At 42.6% G+C, this 20,912-nt stretch carries 18 protein-coding genes; 7 read left to right on the top strand and 11 right to left on the bottom strand.

Annotated elements, in window-relative coordinates; translation table 11 throughout:
* Nucleotides 1-232 precede the first annotated feature (232 nt).
* The 4 genes from BMX50_RS29490 to BMX50_RS29475 are packed head-to-tail and all read left to right on the top strand — an operon-like array spanning nt 233 to nt 3,379.
* Nucleotides 233-892 (top strand): ABC transporter ATP-binding protein, encoded by a 660-nt coding sequence (locus BMX50_RS29490; protein ID WP_091219601.1) that lies wholly within the window; start codon nt 233-235, stop codon nt 890-892.
* A gap of 1 nt (nt 893) precedes the next feature.
* A complete protein-coding gene (locus BMX50_RS29485; protein WP_091219596.1) occupies nt 894-1,193 on the top strand; it encodes a hypothetical protein in 300 nt (99 codons plus the stop codon).
* Nucleotides 1,193-1,801: an HAD family hydrolase gene (locus BMX50_RS29480; RefSeq protein ID WP_091219593.1), complete on the top strand. Its 609-nt coding sequence runs from the start codon at nt 1,193-1,195 to the stop codon at nt 1,799-1,801. Before BMX50_RS29485 ends, BMX50_RS29480 begins: the two co-directional genes overlap by 1 nt.
* A 54-nt stretch (nt 1,802-1,855) precedes the next feature.
* The gene (locus BMX50_RS29475; protein ID WP_091219589.1) at nt 1,856-3,379 is read left to right on the top strand and encodes a S41 family peptidase; all 1,524 of its coding nucleotides are present in this window, start codon (nt 1,856-1,858) and stop codon (nt 3,377-3,379) included.
* Nucleotides 3,380-3,690: 311 nt separating this feature from the next.
* Here BMX50_RS29475 and smc read toward each other — a convergent pair whose 3' ends face one another.
* From smc to BMX50_RS29435, 8 genes are all read right to left on the bottom strand, one after another.
* The gene (smc, locus tag BMX50_RS29470; protein ID WP_091219587.1) at nt 3,691-7,233 is read right to left on the bottom strand and encodes a chromosome segregation protein SMC; all 3,543 of its coding nucleotides are present in this window, start codon (nt 7,231-7,233) and stop codon (nt 3,691-3,693) included.
* A gap of 225 nt (nt 7,234-7,458) precedes the next feature.
* Entirely contained in the window at nt 7,459-8,244 is a 786-nt protein-coding gene (locus tag BMX50_RS29465) for a PhzF family phenazine biosynthesis protein (protein WP_091219583.1), read from the bottom strand.
* A 168-nt stretch (nt 8,245-8,412) separates the two neighbouring features.
* A complete protein-coding gene (locus tag BMX50_RS29460) occupies nt 8,413-9,840 on the bottom strand; it encodes a glycogen-binding domain-containing protein (RefSeq protein WP_091219580.1) in 1,428 nt (475 codons plus the stop codon).
* Between the two features lies 1 nt (nt 9,841).
* Nucleotides 9,842-10,816, bottom strand: coding sequence for an aspartyl protease family protein (locus BMX50_RS29455; RefSeq protein ID WP_091219577.1), 975 nt, complete (start codon nt 10,814-10,816; stop codon nt 9,842-9,844).
* A 61-nt stretch (nt 10,817-10,877) separates the two neighbouring features.
* Nucleotides 10,878-11,543: an ATP-binding cassette domain-containing protein gene (locus BMX50_RS29450; protein WP_167668141.1), complete on the bottom strand. Its 666-nt coding sequence runs from the start codon at nt 11,541-11,543 to the stop codon at nt 10,878-10,880.
* The gene (locus BMX50_RS29445) at nt 11,525-11,848 is read right to left on the bottom strand and encodes a hypothetical protein (protein ID WP_143065291.1); all 324 of its coding nucleotides are present in this window, start codon (nt 11,846-11,848) and stop codon (nt 11,525-11,527) included. Before BMX50_RS29445 ends, BMX50_RS29450 begins: the two co-directional genes overlap by 19 nt.
* A 21-nt stretch (nt 11,849-11,869) precedes the next feature.
* Complete coding sequence (gene nfi / locus BMX50_RS29440) at nt 11,870-12,571, bottom strand: deoxyribonuclease V (RefSeq protein ID WP_091219566.1); 702 nt, start codon at nt 12,569-12,571, stop codon at nt 11,870-11,872.
* Nucleotides 12,572-12,804: 233 nt separating this feature from the next.
* Nucleotides 12,805-14,439, bottom strand: coding sequence for an FMN-binding glutamate synthase family protein (locus tag BMX50_RS29435; protein ID WP_091219562.1), 1,635 nt, complete (start codon nt 14,437-14,439; stop codon nt 12,805-12,807).
* Nucleotides 14,440-14,624: 185 nt separating this feature from the next.
* On the opposite strand from BMX50_RS29435, the gene BMX50_RS29430 reads away from it, so the two are divergent.
* The 3 genes from BMX50_RS29430 to BMX50_RS29420 all read left to right on the top strand — a co-directional run bounded on the left by BMX50_RS29430 (nt 14,625) and on the right by BMX50_RS29420 (nt 16,892).
* The gene (locus BMX50_RS29430; RefSeq protein WP_091219559.1) at nt 14,625-15,167 is read left to right on the top strand and encodes a YceI family protein; all 543 of its coding nucleotides are present in this window, start codon (nt 14,625-14,627) and stop codon (nt 15,165-15,167) included.
* A gap of 197 nt (nt 15,168-15,364) precedes the next feature.
* Complete coding sequence (locus BMX50_RS29425; protein ID WP_143065290.1) at nt 15,365-16,129, top strand: hypothetical protein; 765 nt, start codon at nt 15,365-15,367, stop codon at nt 16,127-16,129.
* Nucleotides 16,130-16,271: 142 nt separating this feature from the next.
* A complete protein-coding gene (locus tag BMX50_RS29420; RefSeq protein ID WP_091219551.1) occupies nt 16,272-16,892 on the top strand; it encodes an L-threonylcarbamoyladenylate synthase in 621 nt (206 codons plus the stop codon).
* 189 nt (nt 16,893-17,081) lie between these two features.
* Here the strand turns inward: BMX50_RS29420 and trpA are convergent, their stop codons facing one another.
* The 3 genes from trpA to trpD form a co-directional block, all read right to left on the bottom strand.
* The gene (gene trpA / locus BMX50_RS29415) at nt 17,082-17,852 is read right to left on the bottom strand and encodes a tryptophan synthase subunit alpha (RefSeq protein WP_091219548.1); all 771 of its coding nucleotides are present in this window, start codon (nt 17,850-17,852) and stop codon (nt 17,082-17,084) included.
* 104 nt (nt 17,853-17,956) lie between these two features.
* Nucleotides 17,957-19,762, bottom strand: a complete 1,806-nt coding sequence (locus tag BMX50_RS29410; protein WP_091219545.1) for a bifunctional phosphoribosylanthranilate isomerase/tryptophan synthase subunit beta — start codon at nt 19,760-19,762, stop codon at nt 17,957-17,959.
* Between the two features lie 3 nt (nt 19,763-19,765).
* The gene (trpD, locus tag BMX50_RS29405) at nt 19,766-20,755 is read right to left on the bottom strand and encodes an anthranilate phosphoribosyltransferase (protein ID WP_091219850.1); all 990 of its coding nucleotides are present in this window, start codon (nt 20,753-20,755) and stop codon (nt 19,766-19,768) included.
* Nucleotides 20,756-20,912 lie beyond the last annotated feature (157 nt).

Here is a 20,912-nt window from a genome sequence, read left to right as displayed (position 1 = left end):
CAAAATCGAACATCTGAAATTAATAATGGCGTTGCCTGCGGCCCGGGCTATCCGCTACAAGTCCTCGCTTTGCCAACGCACAACGCCATCGCACGCTCCGGGCTTTCCGCTCCTATCCCTAACGCGGCCTCCGCACAAACCCGTAAACCATTGCTTATTAGTTTCCCTTATAGAAACCAACAAATCCATCCAACCCAAACAAATAAATCAGCTAATCCGTTAACTTTGTCAAATGCTTAAAGCCAAATCTATCCATAAATCATACGGACAGTTACAAATATTAAAAGGCGTTGACCTTGAGGTGCAAAAGGGCGAGATCGTAACCATCGTTGGTGCTTCAGGTGCCGGCAAAAGCTCCTTACTTAACATATTAGGCACACTTGACAGACCTGATTCGGGCACTTTAACCATCAATGATATTGAGCTAAACAAGTTAAATAATAAACAGCTAAGCGATTTCCGAAACCGGCAAATTGGTTTCATATTCCAGTTTCATCATTTACTGGTTGAGTTCAGCGCTCTCGAAAACGTTTGTATCCCCGCTTTTATAGCAGGCAAATCAAAATCCGACGCCGAAAAAAGAGCCGCCGAACTGCTCGACATTTTAGGGTTGAAAGACAGGCTGCATCATAAACCAAACCAACTTTCGGGTGGCGAGCAGCAACGGGTAGCCGTGGCACGTGCGCTGATCAATAACCCGTCACTTATTTTTGCCGATGAGCCTTCGGGTAACCTTGATTCGGTAAATGCGCTTGAGCTTCATGAATTATTTATTAAGCTGAAGAATGATTTCAGACAAACCTTTGTAATTGTTACTCATAATGAAGATCTTGCAAACCTATCGGACCGTACAGTTACGATGAAAGATGGTTTAATTGTTAACGCCCATTAACATGAGCATTTTAATTACTGCCGCTACATCGGCACAAGCTTATCAGCTTAAAAATAAACTGGAGGGAAAAAATATTATTTTAGGTGACCATATGGACCTGCCCGATTTTATGATAAAAACAGGCAAAATGATATTGTTACCCAAACCAGCTTCGGCAAGTTATACGCACGAAATGCTTACGCTTTGCCTGGATAAGGGTATTGAATCGGTTTATTTATTAAGGCCCGATGAAGCCGCGCTTTTATTAAAAGCCGAAACCCTTTTTAATGAATACGATATAAAACTACACGTAATTGCTTAATGGACTATAAGGATATTGATAAACGTAAAACGGCTTTTATTTTTGAGTTAGATGATGTGCTCTATCCGGCAAAGGATTATTACTTTCAGGCCTATTACCTGTTTGCAAACATGCTTGAATATATTGAGCTGATAGATGCAAAAGCCGCAACCAAAGTGTTAACTGATACGTATATAGCTGAAGGAAAGGATGCCGCTTTTGACCGGTTAACTGCAGAATTTCCGGTGGCCGGGCAATACCGCGATAAATTTGAAAACCTGCTTTTAACTGCCAAATTACCGCTGAAGCTACTTTTATACCAGAATATACTTACATTGATGCAGGACATTGTGGTCGACCGCAAAAAGCTGTTCATTGTAACCAATGGTAACGTACAGGAACAAGTAAATAAGATAAAGCAAACAGAATGGCACGGACTGGAAAAATATCTCCGTTGCTATTTTACTGAAGAAACCGTGCCAAAACCCGAACCTGATGTAATAAACCTGCTTATTCAGGAACATGGCCTCCAGCGTAAAGAAATAGTAATGATAGAAAATTCGGAAACAGATAAACTGTGCGCCGAAACCAGCGGCATTGACTATATCACTGTTGAAGATTTTTTATAGTATTATCTATAACATACTTACTAACAAGGCGTTTAAATACTTAAACTCAAGCTTATGAGAAAAATATTTTACTTTTTAACCCTTATTTCAATCGCATCATTATCTGCCTGCAAAAAAAACAAACCGCTGAATAATGGTGACGATGGAACCGGCCCTTCAAGCACAGGCACTGTACTGGATAAAATAAGGGACTCGGTTTATCTGTATCCGCAGGAAACCTATTTGTGGTACAATCAGCTTCCTACTTATAAAAACTTTCAGCCGCGTAATTATGTTAGCAGCGACACCATTACCGGCTTAAGCAGCGAGGTTGATCATTTATCGCAATATGCCATAAATCCGGCTACCTCTCAACCTTACGAATACTATGACAATACCGGTACCGCCAAATATTCATTTATTGACGACGGATCGGTATCGAACGAACTGAGCGGTAATGGCGGCGACTTTGGCTTTTCGGTGTTCTACCCTACCCGCTCAGACCTGAGGATAAAATATGTTTACCCTGGCTCACCTGCTGATCAGAAAGGTATCAAACGCGGCTACCAGATTACCAAGATCAATGGTCGTACCGACCTTACCTATGATGATGGCGGTACAACTACGCAGTTTGTAATACAGGCCTATGCTTATAGCAAAAGTATAACCATGACACTAACCAAACCCGATAACACCACCATTGATGTAACGATGAGCACTGCCAATTACACTATCAATCCGGTTATCACCTATAAAACATTGGATGCTGGTTCGGGCAAAACGGCAGGTTATATGGTTTTCAATTCTTTTACCGACCTGGACAATGCGAAACCTAAAATATTGGAAGCTTTAAACAGTTTTTCAGGCATTTCGGACCTTATCATCGATTTAAGGTATAACGGTGGCGGCTCAGTTGAAACTGCCGAATATTTTGATAACCTTTTAGTGCCATCTGCTAAAAACGGCACTAAAATGTATACCGCGTATTTTAATGATAAGCTCACAAACGATAATTATACCTTGTTTAAGAATCTCTACGAGATCCCTAAAGGCTTTTTCTCGGTAAGTAACCAAACTGTTAACTTTCAAAAACAAGGTTCGCTTAATTTAAGCCGCATATTCTTTATTGTTGGCAGCGGCACTGCCTCGGCAAGTGAATTAACCATCAATAATCTTATTCCCGAACTGGAAGTTCAGTTAATAGGCTCAACTACTTACGGTAAACCGGTTGGATTTTATGGCATTGATATCAATAAATATCAGCTGTATATGCCAATGTTCTCTACCAGGAACTCGGCAAACAATGGAGACTACTATACCGGTATGACACCAGGAAAAGATCCTTATAAAGGCGTTAGTGCTGCCGACGATCTGACCAAAGATTTCGGCGACCCGACAGAAGGATTATTAGCACAGGCTTTAAGTTATATCTCAACCGGCAAGTATAAAACCACTTCGGTAACAACACAAAGTTTGGCCACTTCATCAAAAAACGTGCTTTCGGCCGATCAGAAACGCGCGATGGAGCAGAAGTTTACCCGTAGTAAGGTAAAAGGGCTGATGCTTAAAAAACCGTCGGTGTTTAAAAAGAAGAAATAAGTTTTTCGAAATATTTAAGAGGCGAAGGGCTGAAAGGCTTTTCGCCTTTTTTTTTGCCGTTGTTGGTGTTGTCACCAACAACCTTATGCTATGCACGCCGGCTTTAGCGTTAGTTAAAAAAGCCATGTCATTGCGAGGAGGAACGACGAAGCAATCTCGTAGCTATACAGATCGGATATGCATTGGCTACGAGATTGCCACGCTGCGCTCGCAATGACATCCTTTTAGGGCTAATTTCGTTTTTCAAATATCAGTGGCGACAACACCAACAACGGCGAGTGAGTCTGTTTATTAGCCTTTGGCTTTAAGCTCTAATCAGCCAGTTCCCTTAAATCTACAGGAACCACACGCGAGATGCCCTGCTCAACCATGGTTACACCGTAGATAACGTCGGTACTGGCAATAGTACGCTTGTTGTGGGATACGATGATAAATTGTGACTCTTTGGAGAAAGTACGGATAATGTTATTGAACTTATCAATATTGGTATCATCAAGCGGCGCGTCAACCTCATCAAAAATACAGAACGGCGCCGGCTTAAGCAGGTATAACGAAAACAGGATAGCCGTTGCTGTAAGCGTTTTCTCACCTCCCGATAGCTGATTAATGGATAGCGGTCGTTTACCTTTTGGCTTAGCGATGATGTCAATATCCGATTCGAGCGGATGGTCAGGATCTGTAAGGATCAGATCGCATGAATCTTCCTCGTTAAACAACGAACGGAACACCTTGATAAAGTTTTCACGCACCATCATAAAGGCGGTCATGAACTTATCTTTAGCGGTGTCGTCAATCTCCTGAATGGTTGCCAGCAATGATGCTTTAGCCTCGCTCAGATCTTTCTTTTGCGCCTGGATAAAGGTATAACGTTCGTTCATTTCGTTGTAAGCCTCTACCGCCATTGGGTTTATGGCGCCAAAATCATCCAGTTGTTTTTTCAGCTTTTCGGCTTTTTCACGCAGATCCGGCTCATTTTCACCTTCCGGTACTTCGCTTTCGGGCAGGTCTTCAATATCTATATTAAACTCAACCGAAAGGCGTTCTTTCAGTGCGTTCAGGTCTATTTTTAAATTATTACGTTCGTCGCGTAGTTCATTCTCGATAACTTCACTGTTTTCCTTTTTCCGCCTTAATGAGCTTATCTGGTTCTCATTTTCGGTGATGATACCCCGCCATTGATAATGTTCCTGCTCGGCTTGTTGTGTGGCTTTTTCCAGGTTTTCCTTCTGCTCGTACATCTCCAACAAATTGTCGCCCGAGTTATCGGCCAGCTTAAGGTTTTCCTGTATGGCAACCTTTACCTTTTCGAGTTCAACTGTATTTTGACGGATACGCGTATCAAGGTTTTCCTGCTGACTATCGCGATAGTCGAGGTCTTTCATCAATCCCGACACCTTGTTTTGTTGTTGATGGAAACGGATATTTTCCTGGTTATAAGCGTTGGATTGAACCGATACGTATTCGTTAAGCTCGTTAAAAGCCATCTGCTTATCAGCTAACAGATCGCTTTGGATCTGGCGCTGCGTTTTAAGTTCGGCCAGTTGCGGTTGCAGGGCGGCCATTTCATCTTTTATGCCAGCAATTTTACGGGCGATATCTTCCTTACGGTTAAGACTGTTTTCAATAAAGGTTTGGTATTGCTCCTGGCGGGTTTTAACAGTGATCAATTCCGTATTTAAACGGTTAATAATCATTTGCTGTTCGTTGATCTCGGCAGCTTTGGTTGAACCACGTAAGGCTCCAAGCTTATTCTGCAGTTCTTCAGATTTTGTTCTGAAAGCCCCTACCTGGTTTTCTATCCCCCTGATCTCTTTAGCTAAATTCTCCAGGTTCTTGGCACGACCAATCCTTTTACCCTCAAACAAACCAACCGAACCACCGGCCATCGTATGTTTTGATTTATTGAACTTACCACTCTTGCCAATCAGCACAACACCCTGTGGCAAAGTTTCGCTGTTAATCTGGCCTTCTTTATCGTCATCAACCAGGTAAACACCTTTAAGCAGGTAATTACAAAGCGGCAGGTAACGTTTTTCAACCTCGATTACCCCAAGGGCCGGTATAGCATCTGTTCTTTCAAAATTAACCTGCGCAGCTACCTCATCGGCGTAATTGTTCAGTACAAAAAAGTTTGCACGCCCTTTCGCCGAATTACTTAACAAGTTGATAGCCTTTACTGCATCGTCATAGCTTTCAACCACGTAGTAGTTCATGAGTGGCTCCAGGTAGTTTTCGATAGCTACACGAAACTCCTCTTTACAAAAAAGCACATCGCTAAACAGCGGCGCGTTTTTAGCCCAGTCGGTATTTTTTTTCAGGAACCTGATAGACTCCGGGAAGCCTTCCAAACTATCAACCATACTTTTGGTAAGGTTATACTCGTTTTGCTTGGCATCCAGGCGGCGGCTTTCTTTTATGATAGTGTCCTTTACCGAATTCAACTCAACGTCGGTTTCGGCAATCTGCTCTTTTAATTTATTTTCAAACTCAACAGCCTGCTGAAATTCATCGTCAAGCGTTTCTTTACGGTATTGCAACTCGGCAACCACCTGGTTAAAGTGCGAAAGTTCCACCTCTTTGTTGGTGGTATCTTCCATATTGCGCTGGCTTTCCTGCTCTAAAGCCTGCTGCTGGATCTGTAATATATCCAGGTCTTTTTCCGCTTTATAAGCCTGGTTTTGCAGGCGGGTATTGATATTATTGAGTTCATTGAGCTCATTACGCGCTTCGGTTTGCTGTGCACGTAGTTCATCAACGGCTTCTTTTAAATCGGATAGCTTGCTTTGGATGGCTTGTAAAGTTTCATCCTCAGTGGCCTTTTCCTCGTTTAAGCGTTTGATATTGTATAAAACATGGTTCAGCTGGTTCTTGTCACGCTCTAACTCATCTGTTAATCGCGACTCTTTATCCTGCTGAAACTTCAGCTGCTCGTTCTTGATCTTCTTTTCGCTTTCGTAAGCGCGGATCTTTGAAACAAACTCGTTGGTTGTCTTTTGCTGAACAGAAAGGTTCTTTTCTTTGGTGATGCTATCCAGCTTTTGCTGCTGCAATGTAGCTTCCAAAGTATCTATCTGGGCTATGATATCACCCTTCTCGGCTTTGTGCTTTAGCTCTTGCTCCTCTATCTTTTTTAACGATTCGCTAAACGCCACTATCCTGAAGGAGGCCAGCATAATGCTCAGCGTTTTATACTGCTCTTTTAAGCGATAATAACGCTCAGTTTTCTTTGCCTGGTTTTCCAGCGTTTTGAGGTTTTTTTCGATCTCAAACAGCAGGTCGTCCACACGGGCAAGGTCAGCCTCGGTTTCTTTCAGTTTACTGAAGGTTTGTTTTTTGCGGAGCTTATATTTGGAGATTCCCGAGGCCTCCTCGAACAAATTACGGCGCGACCCTTCCTTATTGGTGATGATCTCATCGATCATCCTTAACTCAATGATAGAGTAAGAATCGGAACCAATACCTGTATCCAGGAAAAGATCCGTAATATCCTTTAAACGGCACTGCACATCGTTTAAGCGGTATTCACTTTCGCCGGTACGGTAAAGTTTACGGGTAAGCGTTACCTGCGAATAATCGGTAGGCAGTATGTTTTTTGTATTATCAAAAGTGAGGGAAACCTCGGCAAGGTTGGCCGATTTACGGCTCTTGGTACCGTTAAAAATAACGTTATCCATCTTCTCCGAACGGAGCGCCCGGGTGCTTTGCTCTCCCAAAACCCAACGGATACTATCCACGACGTTTGACTTACCACAACCGTTAGGCCCCACAATAGCGGTAACACCCTCATTAAAATTGATGGTTATTTTATCGCCAAAACTCTTGAAGCCCTTGATTTCTAAACGGGTAAGCTGCATTTAATTTATTAAGTACCTTGCGAAGTCCAAACCTCCAAAGTAATTATAAATAATTGAGTTTTGAAAGTATATTTTGATTTGAGGTTCAAGGCAAAAGGTTAAAGGCGAAAGGTTATTAGCACCATGTCATTGCGAGCGCAGCGTGGCAACCGCACGGAAGCATAGCCGCCCTGTATAGAGTGCGGTTGCTTCGTCGTTCCCCCTCGCAATGACATAAAGAACATGTCAAACCCTTATCTCCCCTTTTAAATAAGTAACCGCCTTGCCGCTCATCAACACGCGGTCGCCTTTAAGCTCGCACCAGAGTTCACCGCGGCGGGCTGAGAGTTGGTAGGCATGAAGAGTATCCTTACCCAGGCGTTTTGCCCAGTACGGGATCAGGTTACAATGTGCCGATCCGGTAACGGGATCTTCGGGGATACCGGCACCGGGCGCAAAAAAACGCGAAACAAAATCAGAGTTATCGCCGGGAGCGGTGGCTATGATACCCACGGTATCCATTTTCGACATGGCGAAGAAATCGGGTGTAAGCTCCCTGATGTCTTGCTCCGTTTCATAAACAATAAAATAATCGCGAGAGCGCAAAAACGCTACGGGCTGCTTTTCGCCAAGCGCTTCGGCCAGTCCGTTAGGCGCTTCTATGGGGATAGGTGGCCTCGACGGAAAGTCCATAGTATATTTATCGCCATTGCGCTTTACAATAAGCGTTCCGGCTTTTACGGTTTCAAATTGAATGGTATCCCCCTCATAACCCAGTTCCGAAAACAAAATATGTGCCGAGGCCAGCGTAGCATGCCCGCAAAGGTCTATCTCATATTCTGGCGTAAACCAGCGCAGCTTGTAACCGGCACCTTCTTTTACAAAAAAAGCGGTTTCGGCAAGGTTATTCTCAATAGCTATCATTTGCATGGTAACATCGGGCAACCATTCATTAAGCGGGCAAATTGCCGCCGGGTTGCCGCCAAAAAGCTTATCGGTAAACGCGTCGGCCTGGTATATTGGGATAATCATATCAGATATGGTATTTTAGCTAATATAGTAAGGTGAAAGCCAAGATGCAAGGCAATAAGAGTCAAGATTCAAGACTATAAGAATCAAGACCTTTCTTGTTCAATGTCTGCAATTGTGTCCCCTCTTTATTCTTGCTTCTTGATTCCTGCAATCTTGCTTCTTTTCTTCTCACTCGATCCATAAAACGGAATTGCCCGAATTATATTGGTTAGGTTCATAAAGTTTATTACCCGGATCAATGATCCATTTGTCATCAACAATAAATTTATACAACTGTTTACCCGGTTTAAGCCGTACGCTTACTGTCCACTCACTGCCATTGAAAGCCATGCTATAACCAAACTTATCGAAGTTATTAAAACTACCTGCCAAATGAACGCTTTTAGCATTATTGAAGCCACTTAGTTTAAACGTATAATTAGGCTTAACTGAAATAAATGAGTTAACAATGCCTCCTTCAACCATACTGCGCGGATTGGCCGGATCAGTTATCCACTTATCATCCACAACAAACTTATAACCGTAATTACCCGGTGGAATAATTAAGGATAATGCCCAGCCAGTTTTAGTTTTAGTAAGCGGGATCAGGCCACGCTCCCAATTATTAAAGCTCCCGCCTACATATACCTTTTTCGCATCGGTATACCCGTCGAGCTTAAAAATAACTGTTTCACCAAGGTTCAATATGGAATTTATGATACCATCATCGCCCTGGATCTTGTTGGAATTAGCCGGATCGGTGATCCATTTACCGTCAACTAAAAAACGGTAAGCCTGCGTACCATCATGCAAATACATTTGTTTCTGCCATACTCCACCGCTTTTTTCCATTATGATACTGTTGGCATCCCAGTTATTAAAACTTCCGGTCAGTATTATTTTATGTGCATTTGCATTGCCATTCAGTTTAAAAGTGTAGTTATACCTGAAATAGATGGAGTTATCATCATGATCGGCTACGAGGTTATTGTACCTGTCGTTGATCCAGTGGCCATCAACAATAAACTTATACTCGTATTTGCCGGGTTTAAGTTTTACATCTGCAATCCAGCCGCTATCGGTTTTAGCCATGACGCCTTTAAGTGTACTCCAGTTATTGAAGTTGCCTGATAACAGGGCCCTCCTGTTCTGTAAGTACCCTGGCAAAAAGAACCGCGTTAAACCCGACGGCAATTCATGCACAGTCACTTTAGCAAAGTTGTTGATACCGAAATTTACATCGGTCGGGTATCCCGGCGAGCCCTCATCATCGTTATCTATTTTAGTGGTTATCAGGTATGGTTTGATTTGCGGATTTTTATTGAGGTTTTCAAGCGGACTATCGAACTCCACGATATTCCCCCGTTTTTTGGCCATTGTCCAGCCGTCCTTTTGCAGGGCAGAAAAATCGCCTTTCAAAATAGCGGCTGCATTTGCCCCCTTTAAGCCGGCTTTTTTGAGCAGCGTATCCACTTCCGTTTTAGACGAGCGCATATCAATGAGCAGCACCAGTTTATCGCTACCCATAATCAGGTTACTGCGTTTTTGCGCGCTTACAGGCAGGGCCATGCAAATCATCGCAAAAAAAACAATAACTATATAGGCGCCCCTTTTCATATTACTGGTTATTGTAAATGTACATTTCAAATTCTTTTTTAACAAAGTTGATGGTGAATATGCCCCTCACAAAAAAATCGTAGCCTAAAACACCATCAATTTTGTAGCCGTATGCGCTCCCCATTTTTTCGAGGCTGGTTATCATGATGCGGTTTTTCATATACTTACGGTCACCAACAACCAGGTTATCAAAGCGGGTGTAGATCACTTCGATAGAAGTACCGCCAATACCCATGATTTTTGAGCGACTGATAACTTCCATATCCGGGATGAGCTTTTTTGATCGCCTGTAATCAAGTAAACTGGTTTCGGCGGCACTGTCAAAGGCAAACCAAAGCGAATTATCATTAACCGTCCCTTTCATTAAAATAACATCATTAAGCATCTTGAAAGGGCTTACCATAAAACGGTCATGAAATACCTTCTCAGCTTCGGGGATATTGCCGTTTTCATCAAGCTTTTGGATATAGAGCGTATTGCGAAACAGATCGACAGTAACTGCAAAATCGGCAAGTAACCGGGTGCCCAGTAAACCCAGTATCTTTATCCCGCGACCGTTTTCAATGGAGGAAAGATCGGTAACATCGGCCCTTAGTTTTGAATAATGCAGATCAAGGATGTTTAAATTGCGCACGTAGGTTGTGAAAGAACTGCCGGCAGCCCCATTAATCCCGGCAGATTCCTGTTCGGCAGCATGTGGCAGATCTCTGAAATAGGTTTCATTCAAAACCAGGTAAGGTGCACCTGTATCAAGCACAAAATTGCCCTCGAGGGTATCAATCTGGGCTTCGATCACAATCAGGTTCCCGGCCCTTTTTATAGGGATAACCAACGTTTTAAAATCGCCTGTAGGTGAAGGATCAGGGTCGGGGTTTACATTTTTAAAGGTGATGCCATCAAGAATCACTTTCTCGCTTCCCGCTGCACCAGGGCAGCAGAAAAATAAAAAAAGGACCAGCAGATAAAACTTAGGCATCGCATTAAATACTATACCTAATAGACCCTCATTTTATACTTTAAGTTACACGGACCGATAATTAAATAATGTGATTGATGTAACCGTACCTGATCAGGTCATCGGGGTTATTTATAGCTTTTGTACTGCCATCAGTGATCAGCACTATCCTATCGGCCACATCAAGAATGTTATAATACTGATGATCGGTAACAATGATACCTTTTACTTCTGCACACTTACGAATAACTCCCTTAAACATCTCCGCTTGTACCGGTGAAACGTGGGTAAACGGTTCATCCAGTAAAATAAAATCCGCCCGGCTGTAAATACACATTAGTGTTTCCAGTTGCCTCAACTCCCCGCCCGAAAGCTGGCTTGGCTTTTTGCGATAATGATCCTGATAAATTGGCAATGAAGTAAATCCATCAACAAACTGAGGGTCAATAATAATTTCGGCCAGGTTTTCGATCCTTATATTTTGCGGCAGGTAATTATGTTGTGGCAAATAGGCTACACGCCCTTCGTCATAACCTTTGTAAACGTACCTGTCGTCAATACTTACGTGCTTGTAAGATGGCTTTAGGGTACCGAAAATGATCCGCAGCAACGACGACTTGCCGCAACCGTTACGGCCAAGCAAGCCTACCACCTCGCCCTGGCGGCAACTGAGATAAATATCCTGCAAAATCTTGCGACCATCAAACTCCAGATGAACGCTGTCGGTTTTTAAAATACGCTGACCCAATATTTAAATAGCTTTAAGAGTGATAGCAAAACACCGTAAGCCAGGGCATCGCAGGTAAGCGCGTACAGATACAACTTATCAATACCATAACCCGCATTGCGGAAATAGAAGAAAGCTTTATTAGCGTTGTAATTGTAATGCTGAAAGCCAATGATTAAACCGTAACTCAGTACTTTCAAAACGTACGATCCAACAACATTTACCTCTCCACGGAGCAAAAAATAAATACATATCATATTGATGGTCATACACCATAACAATATTGATCTATAAAAATACCAGGTAATTTTTATGGTGTTACGCATTCAGCTATCGTGACAGGTCAGCTAAAATAACGTAGGTTGCGAATTAAAATTTCCCCCGTCGGCAATTCTTATTTTGTTCACCAGCAAATGTGCCTGGCGGGTTGGCTCGGGAATGCGATAGCCTCGGATACAGTTTTTGATCAGTTCAACACTTTGTTCCATGCTGATGTGGTGGCCCGGAGATATGTAAATGGGATTGCATTTCTTTTTGGTGCGTAAGGCGATTCCTATCACCTCCCCCTTATCATACATCGGACTTTGGTCGAAAACTTCATTACCGGGCTCCTGGTACCTGCCGTAAAGCCGGCTTTTAGCGCTGCCTATAGATGGTACATTGGTAAGCAGACCGAAATGGGTTGCTATGCCGGTACGGCGCTCGTGCGCTATCCCTTGCCCATCCAATACCATAACATCGGGTTTAAAAGGCAGCTTTTCCCATGCTTCGAGCAAAGCCGGCACTTCCCTGAATGCCAGCAAACCGGAGATGTACGGAAACTTTGTTTTACTGATAGCCGTTGCCTGCCCTATGATAGTCAGCTCCGGATATTTGAGCAGGATGATACCGGCGTAAACTACTTCCGAATATTTATTGAATGAAATATCGGCGCCACCGATGATTTTAACAGGCTTATCTAAATGCCGAATATCAATTTGCCTGCGCAATTCATGCTGGTAAGCAATGGCTTGTTCGGGGGTAAGGTTTTCATATAATGCTGCCTGCACCGTTGATTTTTGGTTGATTACGTTGATTGCGCTGATGATTTACTTTTGATAAATGATTTTTAGGGAGATTTTGTTTTGAATGGCGTAGAGTTTACTCACCCCGACATCGCTGCGCTCGTCACCCCTCTCTACGCTACGCGTAAAGAGGGGATTGTAATTTATTTTTTCTTACCTGCATATTCAAAGTCTTAAAACCCAACCACTCACCCAATCACCCTAATCAACCATTCACCTTAATACGAACTCACATTACTATAATCAATATTAGTTATTCCGCTGTAATCAGGCACAAAAGTTTCTTCCTTGCTGATGGCCATATCAAACTCGAACGATGCCGGATATGGTGTGTTCAACAAACTGCCTTTGGGAATATAAGGAAACAGCTCGCCATAAGTAAGGATTTGGCTGTGGTTAATGCGGCGGTAAATATACATACGGTGCAAATCGCAGGGCTTGGTTAAGCCTGCAGCGCCTATCATTTGTATGGCGCTGCTTACGGTTAACTTATGAAAGTTAGCTACGCGAACCTTTTTATCATCAACTACCAGGCCTTTCATCAGGCTTTTATCCTGGGTAGCTACACCTGTGGGGCAGGTATTGCTATTACACTCCAGCGCCTGGATACACCCTAATGCGAACATCATACCGCGGGCACTGTTACACATATCGGCGCCGAGCGCAAAATTTTTGACGAGATCAAAGCCAGTAGCTACTTTGCCTGATGCTATGAGTTTAATATTCCTTTTAAGATCGAAACCTGTAAGGGCATCGTAAACAAAGGCAAGGGCTTCGCGAAGCGGCATCCCTACCGAGTTACTAAACTCAAGCGGAGCGGCACCGGTACCGCCCTCTCCCCCATCAACAGTAATAAAATCGGGCGTAATGCCGGTTTTAACCATGGCCTTGCAAATAGCCAAAAACTCGCTTTTGTGACCAACACATAATTTAAAGCCAATAGGTTTACCCCCCGACAGATCACGAAGCTTCTGAATAAAGGTCATCAGCTCTAAAGGGTTGGTAAACGCAGTATGATAAGGCGGCGATATCACATCCTCACCCATCTCTACCAGCCTGATGCGGGCAATTTCGGGCGTTACCTTGGCGGCAGGTAAAATACCACCGTGACCAGGTTTTGCTCCTTGTGACAGCTTGATCTCAATCATTTTCACCTGTGGTAACACAGCGCGTTCGGCAAAGGCATCATAATTAATGGTACCGTCCTTATGGCGGCAGCTGAAATACCCTGTACCAATTTGCCATATGATGTCACCACCAGGTTGCAGGTGATAGTCGCTCAACCCGCCCTCGCCGGTATTGTGGGCAAAGTTATCCAGTTTGGCTCCTCCATTTAACGCAAGAATAGCGTTCATACTCAATGAGCCAAAGCTCATGGCCGAAATATTGAACACGCTGGCCATGTAGGGCTGCTTACATGCAGGTCCGCCAACTTTTACGCGCGGGTCCATATTTAATTGATGGTGATCAATGGCGGCAATACTATGGTTAAGCCACTCGTAGCCGTTGTCATAAACATCGAGCTCGGTACCAAAGGGCCGGGTATCGTCAACCTTTTTGGCGCGCTGGTAAACTACACTCCTGTTTTGACGGTTAAAGGGCGTGCCGTTGGTATCACTTTCAATAAAGTATTGGTAAATTTTCGGCCTCAACTCCTCCATTAAATACCGCAGATGACCAAACACCGGGTAATTGCGCACAATACTATGCTTAGGCTGTACCATATCATAAAAGCCGATAAGATATATTGGCCCAATGAACAGGAATGACCATACAGCCGGCGGCCAGATGATGGTCCACAAGGCAAGCATACTGAATATGATAAAAAACGAAACAATGAAGAGCTTTCTCATGGATGGTTAATTTTGTATGAAGCGGCTATTAAGTTTTATAAAAATAGATTTATAATCTAAACAATAGGGCAAATTTGTGGTTAAGAAACTTACTCAATGTCGTTTTAAAGTCACAAAGTTAAAATAGATGTTTAAACATCTATTTTTGTGTTTATCTTTGTATCAACAAAAAAGAAATAAAAATCATGGCAACAGAAACAGCAACAAAATGGGTTATCGACCCTATGCACTCAGAAGTACAATTTAAAGTTAAACACCTGGTTATTTCAACCGTAAGTGGTTTTTTCAAAAGCTTTAATGGTGAATTATTAACTGATAATGATGATTTTGAAAATGCTGAAATTGATTTCTCTTTAGATATCAACAGCATTGACACCAACCAGACACAACGCGACGAGCACTTGAAATCGGCCGAATTTTTTGACGCCGAAAAATATCCTCAGATCACTTTCAAATCTACTTCATTCACTAAAACTGATGACGAAGAGTATGAACTGAAAGGTAACCTGACTATTAAAGATCAAACTAAACCGGTAACCCTTGACGTAGAATTTGGTGGCTCGGCTGCCGACTTTTATGGCAACACCAAAGCAGGTTTTGAGATCAGCGGTAAAATTAACCGTAAAGATTTCGGTTTAACCTGGGACGGCGTTACTGAAGCCGGTTCAATTGTAGTTGGTGAAGACATCAAATTGTTGATCAACATACAATTTGCTAAACAAGCTTAATTGTTTTAATACTGTTGCTGTGTTTTAACTTTTAAAATGCCGCTGTTGTTAAAGGATCCAAACAACACGGCATTGTTGAAGCAGCAAACAGGTTAAAATTCCAATACCAAAGCCATTCTGATTTAATCGGAATGGCTTTGTTGTTTAGCAAGGTTTTTAGCTTATAATTAGTTAGTTTTAGGGTGAAACCAAAACCCATGAGATACCTTCTGACTCTGTTTATTCTTTCTCTGATGCTGGGTTGCAGCCAGCGAACTCCTAAAAGCCAAACAAATCAAAATGTAAGTCAACATCACAAAGAAGACAGTATATTGGTTGGTGGCGCAGACACAATAGACATCAGTACTATTAAAACGGATACGTTTAAATATTCAAAAGCTGATTTAAGAACGATCTTAAGGCATAATCCTGAACTCAACGATAGTATGCCTGTTCATCCTGATATTACTTATGGCAAACGAGGGATATGTGGAGATTCAACTATCGATAAATCTGACCCGGTTGATATTTTTAGCAGTGAGATTGGACAAGACGATTATTACCTGTTGTATGCCTATTTTTTAAAGAAGAGAAATGGAGGGGAGAAATATCAAAAAGAGCGGGAAACGTTAATTAAAATTTATCGCGATATAAATTTCATTTTTGGCAGATTAGCCCAAGGCGGCACTTATTTCGGACATCAAGATAACAGAATTTTAGGAGAAGCCGAATACAGTATTTATCGGGGAAAAGACAACGATTATTACGATAAATCATACGATATAACTAAGCAAAAAATGCTCTATCTCAATGCGCTTAAACAACAAATAACCGATGAGTTAAGCTCAAACTTCGACTTTCCCGATAAAGAAAAGCCTAAAGTAAAAAAAGAGCTATTTGAAACCGTAAAAGAACTGGATGGGTTAATAACTGATTACTTCTACTTAGAAAGCACACGTACATTCCAGTATTCAAGTTATTAACATAGCCATATCAAACTTACGAAGTTTTTAAAACTTCGTAAGTTTTCTCCGTCGCATTGCAAAATAAGCTCTAATAACATGATTTTAAGCGCCTTTTGCTGCCGTTATTAAACCAAGTAGCACTATATTTGTTCTTATACTTATGTTAATTAAAATATATCCCGAAAACCCTAATCCAAAGGCTATTGAGCAGGTGGTTGAGGTGTTAAAAAAAGGCGGCCTCATCATATATCCTACCGATACCATTTATGGTTTGGGTTGCGATATCACTAATCACCGTGCTATTGAAGCCATTTGCAAGATCAGGAACATCAAACCCGAAAAAGCTAACTTCTCATTCATTTGCTATGATCTGAGCCATATTTCTGATTATATCAAACCGATTGACAATACTACTTTCCGTGTGATTAAGAAAGCGCTGCCGGGGCCGTTTACGTTTATCTTCAATGCCAGTCATATGGTGCCCAAAATGCTTAGCTCCAACAAAAAGACAGTTGGTATCAGGGTGCCCGATAATAATATAGCCCGCGAAATTGTGCGTGTTTTGGGTAACCCGATCCTCTCAACCTCAATAAGGGATGACGACGATATCATAGAATACTCTACAGACCCGGAACTGATCCACGAAAAATATGAAGATTTGGTTGATATTGTAATTGATGGCGGTTACGGCGACAACATCCCTTCAACCATAGTTGATTGCACCACCGGCGACTTTGATATTGTGCGTGAAGGTAAAGGCGACCTGGAGTTATATTTATAAAATATAATCACCCGTAGTTGACACAAGTCATCCAGACGCCGGCCATCGCCCAAGACTTGCGCCGGCGGGGGCCTGTCACCCTGAGCCCGTCGAAGGGTCGCGCACAGAGGCCCTGCCCGCCATGCTTCGAGGGCCTCAGCATGACACCCATTTTTAATCCTATTTAGATATTAATATGACTTTTTTACCTTACGGCCTTATCCCCTTCACAAAGCCATCAATCTTATCTATATAACCGTCCTCTCCCAATAATTTTACAAACCTGCTGCCTATAATGGCACCGTTAGCGTAGTTACAGGCTTTAGCAAAGCTACTGCTATCTGTAATACCAAAACCAATAACAGTAGGATTGTTCAGCTTCATGGCTGTGATACGTTTATAGTAATCCTCAACACTATCACTTAATTTCAAATTGTAGCCGGTTATGGTTGATGACGATAGCAGGTAGATAAAGCTGCTGCTCAAATCGTCAATCTTCCGGATCCGTTCTTCGGATGTTTGCGGCGTTACCAGGAATATGTTACTCAGTCCATTATCAATAAAATATGAGGAGTACATGTTTTCATATTCATAGATTGGCAGATCGGGTACGATAATACCATCAACACCAACTTCTGCGGCTTTTTTACAAAAACGCTCAATGCCGTACTGGGCAATTGGATTAAAATAGCCCATAAGCAAAATAGGAATGCTTACGCGACTGCGCAATTCGGCCAGTTCTTCAAATAACACTTTAAGGCTCATGCCGTTTTCCAATGCTACCTCCGAGCTATGCTGAATAGTTGGGCCATCTGCAACAGGATCTGAGTATGGAAAACCGATCTCCAGGAAATCGGCGCCTGCTTTTTCGAGGGCTTCGGCAATATCAACCGTGGTGTTCAGCGCAGGATAACCTGCTGTAAAATATATAGATAACAGGTTGTTATTTTTTGATGCAAAAAGCTTGTTTAAACGGTTCATGGTATGTTATTTGTCTGAACTCGAATTAAACGAATTATAGGAATTAATCGAATTTCAAAATTCTGTCTATTCACTAAATTCTCTTAATTCGAGTTCAGACCTTTTTAATAGTTAAAATATTTAATATAAGTATCCAAATCCTTATCTCCCCTGCCCGAAATGCAGATCACCACATTATCGTTAGCCTCAAACTTCATTTTCTCCAATTGAGCCAAAGCATGAGCCGTTTCAATGGCGGGAATAATGCCCTCTAACTGGCAGCAAAGCAAGCCTGCCTGCAAAGCTTCATCGTCGGTAATGCTTACATACTCGCCGCGGTGGCTTTTAAATAAATGCGCGTGCTGCGGACCAATACCGGGGTAATCCAAACCTGCCGAAATGGAATAAGGTTCAACAACCTGTCCGTCTTCGGTTTGCATTAAGATGGTACGGCTGCCGTGCAATACGCCTTCGTTACCCAATGCTGTAGTAGCGGCCGATTCGCCGCTATTTACGCCTTTCCCCGCTGCTTCAACGGCTACCAGTTTCACGCTTTCATCATCCAGGAAATGATAAAACATCCCCATGGCATTGCTGCCGCCGCCTACGCAGGCCAATACGTATTGTGGTAGTTCGCTGCCTGTATGCTCTACCAATTGCTTTTTTGTTTCTGCAGAGATAATAGACTGAAAGCGGGCCACCATATCAGGGTATGGATACGGACCAACTACTGAACCTATGATATAATGCGTATCAACAGGGTTGCCTATCCAATCGCGCAGGGCTTCGTTGGTAGCATCTTTAAGTGTTTTGCTTCCCGATGTTGCCGGTATCACCTTTGCGCCCAGCATTTTCATACGCGACACGTTAGGTGCCTGGCGGGCCATATCAATTTCGCCCATGTAAACCACACATTCAATGCCCATTAAAGCGCATACAGTTGCTGTTGCAACCCCATGCTGCCCTGCACCGGTTTCGGCAATGATACGTTTTTTGCCAAGGCGTTTAGCAAGTAAGATCTGTCCTATGGCATTATTGATCTTATGCGAGCCGGTATGGTTAAGGTCCTCACGTTTAAAGAAGATATTAGCGCCATATTTTTCTGAATACCTTTTGGCATGATATAACGGAGATGGCCTGCCAACATAATTTTTTAACAGATCATCAAACTCGGCTTTAAAACCCTCATCATTTATAATATTGAGGTACTGTTGCCTTAATTCCTCTACGTTAGGATATAGCATTTCGGGAATGTATGCTCCCCCAAAATCGCCATAATAACCTTGTTCGTTAACTCCGTATTTCATCTGTGTTTTATTTTTGACGATGTTAAATGCGTCTTTTAGTTTTTCAATATTCTTTAAACCTGGTTCAATTTCGAACCTGCTGTTAAGGTCAACCCCGTAAAATTGGGGATGCGTGATGTTTTTAACTTCAGCTATATTTTCGGGACCTATCCCTCCTGATAAAAAGAAGGGTATGTCCAATTTGTATTGATCAAGAATAGCCCAATCAAACGTTTTGCCCGAGCCTCCATATTCTTTTGTTTTGGTATCGAACAGGAAAAGATCAATATTGTTGGCATAATCTTTTAATTGCTCAAAATCAAAGTTCTCATTAAGGCCAAATGCCTTTATTACAGTTACCTTTCCTTTAAACTTCGCGCAAAATTCAGGGCTTTCATCGCCATGAAGTTGAATGGCATCAAAACCATATTCGGCAATCAGCTTTTCAATATTTTCGGCACTCTCATTTACAAAAACACCGGTTTTTCGGATGGAAGCAGGTATGGTTTTCAATGCACCAACCGGTAAACCAGCCATATACCGGGGCGATTTTCCGTAGAAAATAAAACCAACATAGTCTGGCTGCAAAGCGGTAACCGCTTCAATATTTTCAGGATGTTTTAAACCGCAAACCTTTATTTTCATGGCTTAGTTTTGCAATAAATTATTAAAGCTTTTAAGTGCTTTTTTACCAAGCAGCGCTTCTTCAGCTTCATAAAAACAGTCGCCAAAGGTTTTTTCGGGGCATATTGTTTTGATGGCAAGTGCAGCATTGGCCAATACCACATTATTTTGAGCTGTAGTACCATCGCCTTTTAGTACACCGCTAAATATTGCTGCAGAGGCCTCTACGGTATCACCACCGATGATCTCTTTTGGATCGAGCAATTCAAAACCAAGTTCTTCAACACTATTGATCTTTTCGCCATCTGCCGAGAAAGTTTTAAAATCGCAGGTTAACGAGATCTCGTCATAACCTTCAAGCGCGTTTATAATAGTATATTTTGTTGTTGATTTTTGGTATAGGTAAGCATACACACGGGCAAGCTCCAGATTAAACACCCCTACCAACTGATTATCTGGCTTAGCCGGGTTAACCATAGGGCCTAACATATTAAAGAAGGTTTTAACACCAAGTTCTTTACGGATTGGCGCTACAGTTTTCATAGCCGGGTGGAACAACGGCGCATGCAGAAAACAGATATTTGCTTCGTCGGTACTGCGTTTCAGCTTATCCATGTCATTAGTAAACCGGTAGCCCAGGTACTCCATCACATTTGATGAACCACAACCTGATGATACGCCATAGTTACCATGCTTAGCCACTTTATACCCTGCACCTGCAACCACAAATGAGGCCAGCGTGGAGATATTAAAAGTATCCTTACCGTCACCACCGGTGCCGCAAAGGTCGATTAGGCCGTCGGTTTCGAGATCGACCGGCAGACAAAGCTCAAGCATAGCATCGCGAAAACCCTCCAGTTCTTCAACGGTGATGCTTCGCATGCAATAGGCTGTCATAAAGGCTGCCATTTGCGCATTGTTGTACTTGCCTTGCGCAATGTTCATCAAAATGCCTTTAGATTGTTCCCTGCTAAAGGTTTTGTGCTCAAAAAGATGATTAAGTATCTGTTTCATTTGCTTGCCCCCCCCGGCCCCGCCGGCTGGCGGAGAGTTGGTATAGTTCAATTTTATTATTAAATCCGCCCCTCGCAATCACTTCTCCGCCAGCTGGCGGAGGCTGGGGACTAAGCATAAAAAAAGGGCTGCCGTATGGCAACCCTCCTGAATATAT

It is taken from the genome of Mucilaginibacter gossypiicola (assembly GCF_900110105.1).
In the GTDB taxonomy this organism is placed as follows: domain Bacteria; phylum Bacteroidota; class Bacteroidia; order Sphingobacteriales; family Sphingobacteriaceae; genus Mucilaginibacter; species Mucilaginibacter gossypiicola.
Note: the sequence above shows the minus strand (reverse complement) of the source record. Positions and strands in the feature narration are given on the sequence as shown.